This is a genomic window from Streptomyces sp. NPDC044044, from assembly GCF_056434405.1.
Window position 1 is genome coordinate 596,235 of sequence record NZ_JBWKFG010000006.1, and the last position, 12,326, is coordinate 608,560.

Annotated in this window: 9 protein-coding genes, 1 tRNA gene and 1 other RNA gene; 6 read left to right on the forward strand and 5 right to left on the reverse strand. The window is 72.4% G+C overall.

Annotation, left to right across the window (positions count from 1 at the left end; genetic code table 11):
- Window positions 1-11: 11 nt before the first annotated feature.
- Entirely contained in the window at window positions 12-293 is a 282-nt protein-coding gene (locus AC07AG_RS25235) for a hypothetical protein (RefSeq protein WP_478757833.1), read from the reverse strand.
- A 135-nt stretch (window positions 294-428) separates the two neighbouring features.
- Between AC07AG_RS25235 and AC07AG_RS25240 the strand changes: the two genes are divergently transcribed.
- The gene (locus AC07AG_RS25240; RefSeq protein WP_478757834.1) at window positions 429-992 is read left to right on the forward strand and encodes a GNAT family N-acetyltransferase; all 564 of its coding nucleotides are present in this window, start codon (window positions 429-431) and stop codon (window positions 990-992) included.
- On the opposite strand, the gene AC07AG_RS25245 is transcribed toward AC07AG_RS25240, so the two are convergent.
- Complete coding sequence (locus tag AC07AG_RS25245; protein WP_478757835.1) at window positions 932-1,879, reverse strand: LysR family transcriptional regulator; 948 nt, start codon at window positions 1,877-1,879, stop codon at window positions 932-934. The genes AC07AG_RS25240 and AC07AG_RS25245 overlap by 61 nt on opposite strands.
- 151 nt (window positions 1,880-2,030) lie before the next feature.
- On the opposite strand from AC07AG_RS25245, the gene AC07AG_RS25250 reads away from it, so the two are divergent.
- Window positions 2,031-2,516, forward strand: a complete 486-nt coding sequence (locus tag AC07AG_RS25250; RefSeq protein ID WP_478757836.1) for a cupin domain-containing protein — start codon at window positions 2,031-2,033, stop codon at window positions 2,514-2,516.
- A gap of 9 nt (window positions 2,517-2,525) precedes the next feature.
- Complete coding sequence (locus AC07AG_RS25255) at window positions 2,526-5,840, forward strand: AfsR/SARP family transcriptional regulator (protein ID WP_478757837.1); 3,315 nt, start codon at window positions 2,526-2,528, stop codon at window positions 5,838-5,840.
- A gap of 27 nt (window positions 5,841-5,867) precedes the next feature.
- Here AC07AG_RS25255 and AC07AG_RS25260 read toward each other — a convergent pair whose 3' ends face one another.
- Both AC07AG_RS25260 and AC07AG_RS25265 read right to left on the reverse strand, forming a co-directional pair.
- On the reverse strand, window positions 5,868-6,692 hold the full coding sequence (locus AC07AG_RS25260) for an ABC transporter permease (protein WP_478757839.1): 825 nt from the start codon (window positions 6,690-6,692) through the stop codon (window positions 5,868-5,870).
- Between the two features lie 66 nt (window positions 6,693-6,758).
- The gene (locus tag AC07AG_RS25265; protein ID WP_478757841.1) at window positions 6,759-7,715 is read right to left on the reverse strand and encodes an ATP-binding cassette domain-containing protein; all 957 of its coding nucleotides are present in this window, start codon (window positions 7,713-7,715) and stop codon (window positions 6,759-6,761) included.
- 335 nt (window positions 7,716-8,050) lie between these two features.
- Between AC07AG_RS25265 and AC07AG_RS25270 the strand changes: the two genes are divergently transcribed.
- A complete protein-coding gene (locus tag AC07AG_RS25270) occupies window positions 8,051-9,430 on the forward strand; it encodes an FAD-binding oxidoreductase (RefSeq protein ID WP_478757843.1) in 1,380 nt (459 codons plus the stop codon).
- A gap of 85 nt (window positions 9,431-9,515) precedes the next feature.
- Here AC07AG_RS25270 and AC07AG_RS25275 read toward each other — a convergent pair.
- Window positions 9,516-9,603: transfer RNA gene (locus tag AC07AG_RS25275), tRNA-Ser, on the reverse strand.
- Window positions 9,604-9,756: 153 nt separating this feature from the next.
- Here AC07AG_RS25275 and ffs point away from each other — a divergent pair.
- Together ffs and AC07AG_RS25285 are read left to right on the forward strand one after the other, a co-directional pair.
- Window positions 9,757-9,855, forward strand: an RNA gene (gene ffs, locus AC07AG_RS25280) — signal recognition particle sRNA small type.
- 42 nt (window positions 9,856-9,897) lie between these two features.
- Complete coding sequence (locus tag AC07AG_RS25285; RefSeq protein WP_478757845.1) at window positions 9,898-12,156, forward strand: DNA polymerase III subunit gamma and tau; 2,259 nt, start codon at window positions 9,898-9,900, stop codon at window positions 12,154-12,156.
- Window positions 12,157-12,326: the final 170 nt, after the last annotated feature.

Below are 12,326 nucleotides of genomic sequence, written 5' to 3' on the forward strand. Positions count from 1 at the left end.
CGATCGACTCCTCAGCCGGCGCCGTCGGCGCGGTCGCCGTCCAGCGCGTTCAACGGGCCCAACGGGTCCAACGGATCCAACGGGTCTGCCCACTTGATGACATCGACCTGGCGGCTGCCCCGCGAATGGATCACGAGCACGGTGGCGCCGTGCGGCAGCGGCTCGTCGGACCAGGCGAGAAACGTCTCGGAACCTCCTCGGATCCGCACCAGGACCTCTCCGGGCCCCGCGGATCCGCGCGTACCGATGACAAGTTCACCGGTACAGCCGATCACAGCCTCATCCGGCGCCATCGGCGGCCGCCTCCCCCATGTCATGCAGGCTCTGTCTGATTCCTGACCATAGCGGCAGGCGGGCGGGGCGCCCATGCCCGGCAGGGTCATCCAACCGTCAAGAAACGGGGTGTGCCCCTGTGTTTGCATACGTCGATGCGCCACGACACCGCCCCTCGCATCCGCCCCCGCCGCGCCCCCGACCTCCCCGCCTGCGTGGCAGCCCTCGGCCAGGTGCACATCGCCGACGGATACCCCACCAACTGGCCCGAGCGGCCGGGCGACTGGCTGGCCGGGGGATCCCTGATCGGGGCCTGGGTGGCCGAGTTCGGCGGTCGCGTCGTCGGCCACGTCGCGCTCTGCCGGAGCGGGGCGGACGACGTGGCTCCTGCTCTGTGGAGCGGGCGCACGGGCCTGGCGAGGGAGCGGGTCGCCGTCGTCAGCCGGCTGTTCGTCGCGCCCGGGGCCCGCGGGCACGGGATGGGGGCGATGCTGCTGGACCGGGTCGTCGCCGAGGCGGGGGAGCTGGGGCTGGCCCCCGTCCTGGACGTCGTCGCGTCCGACACCTCGGCCATCGCGCTCTACGAACGTACGGGCTGGCGATTCCTCGGCGCCGGGGAGCAGCACTGGACTCCGCGGCAGACCGTCGTGGTGCGGTCCTACGCCGCACCCGAGGTCGAGGTCGAGGCCGACGCCGCCCCCGAAGCCTCGGCGAGCTGAGTCACCGCCGACCGCAGCGCCTCCAGGAGCCCCCGTACCGCCGGGCGGTCCGGCGCCGGGCCCCGCACCGCCGCGTAGATCGAGCGGACCGGAACCGGGTTGTGGACCTCGCGGACCACCACGCCGGAGTGGGGTGTGTCCAGGCCGAGTTGGGGGACCAGGCTGACGCCCAGGCCCGCGGCGACGAAGCCCTGTGCCGTGGCGTAGTCCCCGCTCTCCACCACGAAGTCCGGGCTGAAGCCGGCCGCGCCACACGCCTCGAGGATGGGGTCGAGGCACGGTCCCGGCGACTCGCTTGCGACCCACGGCTCGTCCGCCAGGTCCGTCATGTCGAGCAGCTGCTTCGCGGCGAGCGGGTGCCCCGCGGGGAGCACGGCGTGGTAGCGGTCGTCCAGGAGATGCTCGAACCGGACCCCGTCCACGCCCAGTTGGCCCCGCGGCCTGACCACCAGGGCCAGATCCGCCTGCCGGTCCCGGACCTCGGGCATCGGGTCGTCGGGATCCGACAGCTTCAACTCGACCTGTACGCCGGGCTGTGCGCGCCGCAGCGCGGCAAGGGCAGGGGCGACGAGTGTCGCGCCCGCCGTCGTGAAGTACCGCATCGAGACCCGGCCCGTCCGGCCCTCCCGCAGCTCGGCGAGCGCGGTCTCCGCCTCGGCGATCTGCTTGCCGATCGTGACCGCGTACTCGGTGAGCAGCCGCCCGGCGTCCGTCGGCCGCACCCCGCGGCCGGTGCGCTCCAGGAGGGCGATGCCCGCCTCCTTCTCCAGGGCGGCCATCTGCTGGCTCACCGCGGAGGGCGTGTACCCGAGGTTGCGTGCCGCGGCCGTCACGGAGCCGCTGGTGACCACTGCCCGGAGGACCTGCATGCGCCGCGTATCAAGCATGCAGTCCAGCTTAACTCTCCCCCATGAATTCTTACGTAGAACTAATGAGGGGGGTGGGCGAGCGGTGGATAAAGTCAGCATCCGGTGCGCGACAAGTGCGCGACAACTGACCGTGTCACCGATGAACGTGTCACGGACGAAGGAGCGGAACATGTCCTACCCGGAGCCGCGCTATCTCGGCGAAGAAGGCGAGATCAACGCGGTGTTCAGGCCCGCCGACCAGGAGCCCGAGCTGGTCCGCCCCGGCGGGAACGCCACGCACTACCTCGCGACGCACGCCTCCACCGGCGGCGAATTCGGCCTCTACAAAGTGGATCTGGGCCCGAAGTCGCCCGGCCCGAGCACCCACTTCCACAAGTCGATCTCGGAGTCCTTCTTCGTCCTGTCCGGGCAGGTCCAGCTCTACGACGGCGACCGCTGGATCACCGGCGGCCCCGGTGACTTCCTCTACGTCCCGGTCGGCGGCCTGCACGCCTTCAAGAACGACAGCGACGACCCCGCCTCCATGATCCTGCTCTTCTCGCCGGGCGCCCCGCGCGAGGAGTACTTCGAGCAGGTGGCGGAGATGGCCCAGAAGGGCGGCAAGGAGTTCGGCGAGTTCCTCGTCAAGCACGACAGCTTCTTCGTCGAGCGCTGAGGGACCCCGGTGAGGATCAGTCTGCTCGGGCCGGTCAGGGCCACTGCCACTGCCACTTCCACTTCCACTTCCACCTCCGCTGCCGACGCGACGCCGGTCGACGTGGGCGGCGTACGGCTGCGCATGCTGCTCGCCGTGCTCGCCGTCGAAGGCGGGCGTCCGGTCTCCGTCGACGCGCTCGTCGACGGTCTGTGGGGCGAGCAGCCGCCCGCGGACGCGGGCAACGCCCTGCAGGCGCTGGTGTCCCGGCTGCGCAAGGCCCTGCGCGGGGCCGGGACGGTGGAATCGGTCGCGGGCGGCTACCGCCTCGCGGTGGACGCCGACGACGTGGACGCCCACCGCTTCGAGGAGCTGGCAGGGCAGGGCAGGCGCGAGCTGGCCGCGGGCAGACCGGAGGAGGCCGCCTCGACGCTCGGCGACGCCCTCGCGCTGTGGCGGGGTGCCGCCCTCGCCGATGTCCTGGAGGCGCCCTTCGCCCGCGCCGCCGCCACCCGCCTCGACGCGCTGCGCTCCGCCGCCGAGGAGGACCGCTTCGACGCCGAGCTGCGCCTCGGCCGGTACGCCGACGTCCTCGCCGATCTCGAAGCGGCGGGCGCCGAGCGTCCGTTGAGCGAGCGTCTCGCCGCCCTGCGGATGCGTGCGCTGTCGGCCGCGGGCCGCAATGCCGAGGCACTCGCCGTGTACGAGGCGATGCGGGGCAGGCTCGACGACGAACTCGGCGTCGACCCGTCGGCCGATCTGAAGGACGTCCATCTCGCCCTGCTGCGGGGCGAGTTGGAGCAGCCCGCGATCCGGCCCGAGAGCGCGCCCGCGCCGAACCGTCTCCCCGCCAGGCTCACCAGCTTCGTCGGCCGTGACGGCGAACTCGAACAGCTCGCCGCGCTCCTTTCCGCCTCCCGCCTCGTCACGCTCGTCGGGCCCGGCGGCGCGGGCAAGACCAGGCTCTCGCTCGAAGCCGTCTCCCGGCACCGGGCGTATCAGCGCGGCCGGGTGTGGTTCGTGCCGCTGGCCGGTGTGGGCACGCCGGACCAGCTGGCCGACGCCGTGCACGCCGCGCTCGGCGCCGGGCTCCCCGGCGGTGGCGCGCAGGGCGGCGCTCAGGGCGACCGCGTGACCGAGGTGCTCGACGTCGGCGAGGCCGTCCTCGTACTGGACAACTGCGAGCACCTGGTCGAGGCCGCGGCGGACCTCGCGTACGAACTCCTCGACAAACTGCCGCACTTGAGGATCATCGCCACCAGCAGGGAACCCCTCGCCATCACCGGCGAGGCGCTGTGCCACATCGGCCCGCTCGGTGTGCCCGACGGGATCCCGGAGCTCGCGGAGGCGGCGGACTCGGGGGCGGTGCGTCTGTTCACCGACCGGGCCCGCGGAGTGCGGCCCGGCTTCGCGCTCGACGCGTCCACCGTGGACGCGGTGGTGGAGATCTGCCGCAGGCTCGACGGTCTTCCGCTCGCCCTGGAGCTTGCCGCGGCCAGGCTGCGCTCGATGAGCGTCGGCCAGATCGCGCGCCGCCTCGACGACCGGTTCCGCCTCCTCACCTCGGGCAGCCGTACCGCGCTGCCGCGCCAGCGCACGCTGCTGGCGGTGGTCGAGTGGAGCTGGGACCTCCTCGACGAGCCCGAGCGGATCCTCACCCGCAGGCTGTCGATGTTTCCTGGCGGGGCGACCGTCGCCGCCCTGGAGGCGGTCTGCTCGGACGAGACGCTGCCGGCCGACGACGTCCTGTACGTCCTTGGCGCCCTGGTGGAGAAGTCCCTCCTGGACACGTCCGACGAGGCCGACGGCGAGCAGCGCTACCGGATGTCGGAGACCGTGCGCGCCTTCGCCGCGGGGCGTCTCGCCGAGGCCGAAGCCGAAGCCGAAGCCGGGGCTGGGGCTGGGGCTGGCGCCCGTGACGGTGGTGGCGGTGGCGGTGGTCGGACCGCCGCGCGCTTCTGTGCGTACTACCTCGCCATCGCCGAGGAGCACGAGCCCGCCCTGCGCACCGGCGACCAGCTCCGCTCGCTCGCCCTCTTCGACGCAGAGCACGACAACCTGGTCTCCGCGCTGCGGGCGTCCTTCGAGGCCGGGGACGCGGTGCTCGCGTCCCGGTTCGTGCGCGCGCTGTTCTGGTACTGGGGGATCAGGGGGATGAGCACCCAGTTCGAGACGTTCCTCGCCGAGGTCCTCGCCCTCGACGAAGCCCTGCCGGGACAGGCGCGGGCCGCCTTCCGCGTGGTGCGGCTCATGGCGGGCACCCCGGGAGGCTCGGACGGCTCGGGGGGCTCGGACGGTTCGGACGGCGACGAGACGTCCGTACGGACGCTGATCGAGGACTGCGAGCGGGCCGACGCGGGGGAGTTCCACCCGGCGCTGCTGCTGTGGATCCCGATGCTCGCCTTCTTCACCGGCAACGCCGACCTCGGGGAGAGCGGGCTCCGGCGCGCGTCCGAGCGGCCCGAGCCCTGGGTGCGGGCGAGCGCGCAGTGGGCGCGTGATTTCGTGCTCACCGGGCGGGGCGAGCAGCCTGCCGGTGCCGAGGCGCGCCGTGCGGCACTCGGCGGCTTCGAGACGGTGGGCGACCGCTGGGGCCTAGGCCTCGCGCTGCTCGCCGTCGGTGGCGACCACTCCCTGCGCGGCGAGCACGCCGAGGCGATCGCCGCGTACAAGAGAGCGGTGACCGCCGCGACCGAACTCGGCGCGGAGGACGACCTGTTCAACAGCCGGGCCAGGCTCGCGGCACAGCGGCTGCGCGGCGGCGACCGGGACGGCGCGCTGCGGGACATCCGGGCGGCGCAGCGGCAGGCCAAGGAGCGGGGCTACCGGCGGATGGAGGCCGAGATGCTCTTCAGCCTCGCCGATCTGCACCGCAGAACAGGGGAGTTGGACCAGGCCGAGCTCGTCCTCGACCGCCTGGACGCCGTCGCGGGGCGGCTGGCCCTCCCCGAGGCCATGGCCCGCGACCTGATCGCGGGCGCCCGGCTTGCCAACCGGCTCGCGCAGGGCGACGCGGTGCGGGCGCGGGAGCTCCTGCCGAGGGCGGTGGGCGGTGCGTTCGCCCGGGGTGAGGTCGCGGACCTCGCGCAGGCCGCCGAACTCCTCGCCCGGCTGCTCCTGCTGGAGGGCGACGCGGCGGGGGCGGCCACCGTGCTGGGGACGAGCGAGGCCGTCCGGGGTGTGTTCGACGAGGGGGATCCGCAGCTGCGGGAGCTGGTCGCCGAGCTGGTGGAGCGGCTCGGTGAGGCGGCGTACGAGGAGGCGTACGGCCGGGGTGCCGGGCTGCCGAGGGCGGACGCGCTGAACCGGCTGACCGCGGAGGCGGGTCAGCCGGTGGCGTCCTAGCGGGGGCCCGAGTCGGCACGGTGGGGCTCAGGCGGCGCGCTTGCGGTACGCCCGCATCGCGAGGGGGGCGAAGACCGCGATCACCGCGGCCATCCAGGCCAGGCTGCCGAGCAGCGGTCCCGCGACCTCGCCGCCGTTGAGCAGACCGCGCATGGTGTCGGCCATCAGGCTGACGGGGTTGACGTCCGACCAGACCTGCAGCCATCCCGGCATGGTGCGGTCCGGGACGAAGACGTTGCTGGCGAAGGTGAGCGGCAGGACCAGGACCGTCATCAGGCCCTGCACCGAACCGGGGGTCTTGACCAGCATCCCGATGTACACCGACATCCAGGAGAAGCTGACGGCGAAGCCGATGAGCATGACGAGCGCGGCCGACGCGGCCAGCGGGTTCGTGTCCGTGCGGTAGCCCATGACCAGGGCGAGCGCCACGAGCGTACCGAGGCAGACCACGTACCGGACGACGTCGGCGAGCACCGCTCCGATCAGGGGCGCGGAGCGGGCGATCGGCATGCTGCGGAAGCGGTCGAAGATGCCGGTGCTCGCATCGGCGTTGAGCGAGACGCCGATGCCGATGCTGGCCTGGAAGACGGTCATCACCATGATGCCGGGCGTGATCATCTGCAGGTAGGCGTCGGTGTCGCCGCCCGCGATGGCGCCACCGAAGAGGTAGACGAACATCAGCAGGAACACGATCGGCGTCAGGACGACATCGACGAGGCGTGCGGGCGACTTGATGAACTTGGTGATGCCGCGCCCGGCGAGGGCGAGACTGTGCCGGGCGGCCTTGGCCGGGGTGATGCGGAGCGCGGAGGCGCTGGACTGCGGGGCGGTGGGGAGGGTGACGGCGCTCATGACGGGTCCTTCCGGTCGATGTGCTGGGGGAGTTGGGGGAGGGCGCTGCGGGGTGCGGACCAGGAGCTAGGCGGCCTTCTCGGCCTTCTCGGCCGTCCTGCCGGTCAGCGCCAGGAAGACCTCGTCCAGGCTGGGCAGCCGCAGCCCCAGCTCGTCGGCGGTGATCCCGGCCCCGTCGAGGCGTCGTACGAGGGCGGACATCAGCATCGGGTCGTCGACCGGCACGGTGAGCAGGCCGTTGTCCGCATCCCGCTGCGGCTTCGCGCCGGTGAGCTCGGCGAGGATGCCGCTCACGGCGTCCAGATCACGCTCGACGGTCGGCCGCACCTGCAGCGTCTGACCGCCGACCCGGCGCTTGAGCTCGGCGGGACGCCCTTCGGCGACGACGCGGCCACGGTTGAACACCGTGATGGAATCGGCCAGTTGGTCGGCCTCCTCCAGATACTGCGTGGTGAGCAGCACCGTGGCCCCGTCCGCGACGAGCCGCCGCACGACCGCCCAGACCTCCTTGCGGGCGTGCGGGTCGAGCCCGGTGGTCGGCTCGTCCAGATACAGGACCTGGGGCCGTCCGACGAGGCTCGCCGCGAGGTCGAGGCGGCGCCGCATCCCTCCGGAGAAGGTGCTGATCGGCCGCTGGGCGGCCTCGGTCAGCTCGAACTGCTCAAGGAGTTCGACGGCCCGCGCCTTGGCGTCCCGCCGCGACAGATCGAGCAGCCGCCCCAGGAGTACGAGGTTCTCGGCCCCGGACAGCTCCTCGTCGACGGAGGCGTACTGACCGGTGAGCCCGATCAGGCCCCGGACCCGCACCTGGTCCCTGACCACGTCGTGGCCCCCGACGGTGGCGTGCCCCGCGTCCGGCCGCAGCAGCGTCGACAGGATCCGCACGGTGGTGGTCTTCCCTGCGCCGTTCGGCCCGAGCACCCCGATCACCTTGCCGGCCGGGACCTCCAGGTCGACGCCGTCCAGCGCGACGAAGTCCCCGTACTTCTTGACCAGTCCCTCGGCCTTGATGGCGTACGACATCTTGTCCTCCTCAGACCCGCTCGGGCCTCCGTTCGGGCCCTCGTCGTTCTCGATGGACACGACGATGCCGACCGCCGCTGACAGCGTGCGGACCGCGCGCTGACAGCGACGGCCGGGGGCTGTCAGGACCTGTCAGGACCTGTCAGGGCAGGCGGGATGAGGGCAGGCGGGTCACCCGCCGATTGCGGGCCGGGCCGAGCGGCGGGATCCTGGAAGAGGTCAGCTCCGCTGCTGACGGGGGGTGCCAGGACGCCGGCGCACATCCGCTCACCGACGGCCCGACAGGGGAGAGGCCGGGTGGGAGAAGCGGTCCGCGTCTCGGCAAGGAGCCCGTCATGGACGGCACCACCCTCGACGACATGAGAGCCGCGCTCCGCGGCCCGGTCATCGGCCCGCAGGACTCCGAGTACGACCGGGCCCGCACGATGTACAACGCGATGATCGACAGGCGCCCGGCAGCCCTCGTGCGGTGCTCGGACGCGGCGGACGTCATGGCGGCCGTCGACTTCGTCCGCGACCGGGGTCTGGAACTCGCCGTCCGGGGCGGCGGCCACAGCGGCGCCGGGCTCTGCGAGGTCGACGACGGCGTCACCATCGACCTGTCGCCCATGCGCTGGGCACGCGTCGACCCGGTGGCGAGGACGGCCCGGGTCGGCGGCGGCAGCCAGCTCGGCGACCTCGACCACGCGGCCCACGCCTTCGGCCTCGCCACCCCCGCCGGAATCATGTCGACGACGGGCGTCGGCGGCCTCACCCTCGGCGGCGGCCACGGCCACCTCACCCGCAAGTACGGCCTGACGATCGACAACCTCGTCGCCGCGGACGTCGTCCTGGCCGACGGAAGCTTCGTCACCGCGAGCGAGTCCCAGCACCCCGACCTGTTCTGGGCGCTGCGCGGCGGCGGCGGGAACTTCGGCATCGTGACCTCGTTCCGCTTCCGGCTGCACCCGGTGGGCGACGTGGTCGTCGCGGTCACCGTGTGGCCCGTCGACATGACGCGCGACGTGCTGCGCTGGTACCGCGACTTCCTGCCGCAGGCCCCCGACGACCTGAACGGCTTCTTCGCCGCGCTCACCGTCCCGCCGGGTCCGCCGTTCCCGGAGGAGATACACGGCCAGAAGATGTGCGGTGTCGTGTGGTGCTGGACGGGCGACCCGGACGACGCCGAGAAGGCCCTGGCCGCGGTGAACGAACCGGGCCCGCCCGCCTTCCACTTCACCGCGCCGATGCCCTACCCGGCGCTGCAGAGCATGTTCGACGAGCTGATCCCCACCGGACTGCAGTGGTACTGGCGCGGGGACTTCTTCGACCGGATCACCGACGGCGCGATCGACGTGCACGCCAAGTACGCCGAGAACCTCCCCACCGACCTGTCGACCATGCACCTCTACCCGGTCGACGGCGCCGCCGCCCGCGTCGACCAGGAGGACACCGCGTGGGGCTACCGCGACGCGGTCTGGTCAGGAGTCATCGGCGGCGTCGACCCGGACCCGGCCAACGCGGGGACGATCAGACAGTGGTGCGTCGACTACTGGGAGGAGCTGCACCCGCACTCCATGGGCGGCGCCTACGTGAACTTCATCGGCGAGGACGAGAGCCACAGCCGTGTGAAGGCCACCTACCGCGACCACTACGCCCGGCTCACCCGCATCAAGAACGCCTACGACCCGGAGAACCTCTTCCACGCCAACCAGAACATCGCGCCCGCTTCGTGAAGGCCTGGGCGGACGGGGGCGGAGAACGTCGAAGGGCCCCACCGCGAACGGTGGGGCCCTGCAACGTTAGTGCCCGGTGAGGCACTGGCGGAGGATACGAGATTCGAACTCGTGAGGGGTTGCCCCCAACACGCTTTCCAAGCGTGCGCCCTAGGCCACTAGGCGAATCCTCCGCCGCAAACAATACAAGACGTTGAGGAGTGCTCGCGAACACGATCCGCCTCCGGTCCCGAGATCGCTCCCGAGATCGCCCCGAGATCGTCCCGAGGCGGGTGCCGGGGCCGGACCGACGTGGCTTCCGGCCCAGGGAATCCGCTAGGGTGGGCGTCAGCCCCTCACGTGGCGCTATCTGACTGAACTCCCCCAGGGCCGGAAGGCAGCAAGGGTAGGTTGGCTCTGGCGGGTGCGTGGGGGGCGCTTTGCGTTCGCGGTATGTGTTGTCAGTGGGCGCCTATAACCTCGTATGCGTGTCGTCTCTCGCGTTGTACCGCCGCTATCGCCCGGAGTCGTTCGCCGAGGTCATCGGGCAGGAGCATGTAACCGACCCGCTGCAGCAGGCGCTGCGCAACAACCGGGTCAATCACGCCTACCTGTTCAGTGGTCCGCGCGGCTGCGGCAAGACGACCAGCGCGCGCATCCTGGCCCGCTGCCTCAACTGTGAGCAAGGTCCCACTCCGACGCCCTGCGGCGAGTGCCAGTCCTGCAAGGACCTGGCGAGGAACGGCCCGGGTTCGATCGACGTCATCGAGATCGACGCCGCTTCGCACGGCGGTGTGGACGACGCCCGTGATCTGCGCGAGAAGGCCTTCTTCGGCCCGGCGAGCAGCCGGTACAAGATCTACATCATCGACGAGGCCCACATGGTCACGCCGGCGGGGTTCAACGCCCTGCTGAAGGTGGTGGAGGAGCCGCCGGAGCACCTCAAGTTCATCTTCGCGACGACGGAGCCCGAGAAGGTCATCGGGACGATCCGCTCGCGCACGCACCACTATCCGTTCCGCCTCGTGCCGCCCGGGACGCTCAGGGAGTATCTGGCGGACGTGTGCGGCCGGGAGCAGATGGCCGTCGAGGAAGGCGTGTTCCCGCTGGTCGTGCGGGCCGGTGCCGGTTCCGTGCGTGACTCGATGTCCGTCATGGACCAGCTCCTCGCGTCCGCGGCCACGGACGGTGTGACGTATGCCATGGCGACGTCCCTTCTCGGTTACACGGACGGGACGCTGCTCGACGCCGTGGTGGAGGCCTTCGCCTCGGGGGACGGGGGCGCCGCCTTCGAGATCGTCGACCGCATCATCGAGGGCGGCAACGACCCGCGGCGTTTCGTCGCCGATCTTCTGGAGCGGCTGCGGGACCTGGTGATCCTCGCGGCGGTTCCGGACGCGGCGGAGAAGGGGCTCATCGACGCCCCGTCGGACGTCGTGGAGCGGATGCAGGCGCAGGCCGGTGTCTTCGGCGGCGCCGAGCTCAGCCGCGCGGCCGACATCGTGAACGAAGGCCTGACGGAGATGCGGGGGGCGACCTCGCCCCGGCTGCAGCTCGAACTGATCTGCGCGCGCGTGCTGCTTCCGGCCGCGTATGACGACGAGCGCTCGCTCATGGCCCGCCTCGACCGGCTGGAGCGGGGCGGCAACTTCATGGCGGGCGGCCAGGGCGGCGGTCCCGGTCCCGCGATGGCGTACGTCCCTGGGCCCGATGTCCATGCGGGAGCGCAGCCGCAGGGTGGCGGTGGCGCGGGGCCGCAGGCGGCTTCGGTTCCGCCGGTTCCGCCGGTCCCGCCGGGGGGCGGGGCTGCGGCGGCGCGGGCTGCTGTGCGGGGCGGAGGGGCGGTGCCTGAGGCTGAGGCGCCGGCTGCTGCTCCTGCTCCTGCTCAGGCGGCACCATCGCCGCCGGTGCAGGCGGCTCCTGCTCCCGCACCTGCTCCGGAGGCTCCGGCTGCTGCCGCGCCGTCCGGTGAGCGCCGCCCCGGTGGGTGGCCCACGGCTTCGGCGCCGGGGAGCGGGCCTGCGCAGGAGGCCCCTCGTCCGGGTGGCTGGCCCACGGCCGCGTCCGCGGGCGGCGGTGCTCCGGCCCCGCAGCAGCCGGCTCCTGCTGCCCCTGCTCCGACGCCTGCTCCGGCTGCGGCTTCGGCTGCGCCCCAGGCTCCGGCTCAGGCTCATGCTCCGGCTCCGGTGGGCGGACCCGATCCGCGCACCCTGTGGCCGAACATCCTCGACGCGGTGAAGGGCCGCCGCCGCTTCACCTGGATCCTGCTGAGCCAGAACGCCCAGGTGGCGGGCTTCGACGGGACGACACTGCAGATCGGCTTCGTCAACGCGGGCGCGCGGGACAACTTCGCCAGCAGCGGCAGTGAGGACGTGCTGCGGCAGGCGCTGTCCGAGCAGTTCGGGGTGCAGTGGAAGGTCGAGGCGATCGTCGACCCCTCGGGGGGCTCCGCGCCGCCGCCCGCGGCGGGCAACTTCGGAGGCAGCGCGCCGCCGCCGGCCCGCCCGGCTCCGCAGCAGCAGCAGCAGTCGCCGCCTTCGCCGCCGCCTGCCTCCGGCCGGGCCCAGGCGCAGGCGCAGGCCTCCGCACCGGCCCCGGAACGGCACGTCCCGGACCACGTGTCCGCGGAGGACGACATCCCGGCGGACGATGACCCCGACCTGGTCGAGTCGGCGCTGTCCGGCCACGACCTGATCGTCCGCGAACTGGGCGCCACGATCGTCGAGGAATACAACAACGAACCCTGATCCACTGCGTGGCTGCCGCGGTGCGGTGCCGCCGCCTGCCCCGCTCGCTGGTCCGTCGGCGGCTTCGCCTGTGGCCCGGCGGGCCCGGCCACCCGGACTGTCCCGCCGCTTCGCTCCGGATCTCCGGTCCGCTGGCTCCGGACTGTCCCGCCGCTTCGCGGCGGATCTCT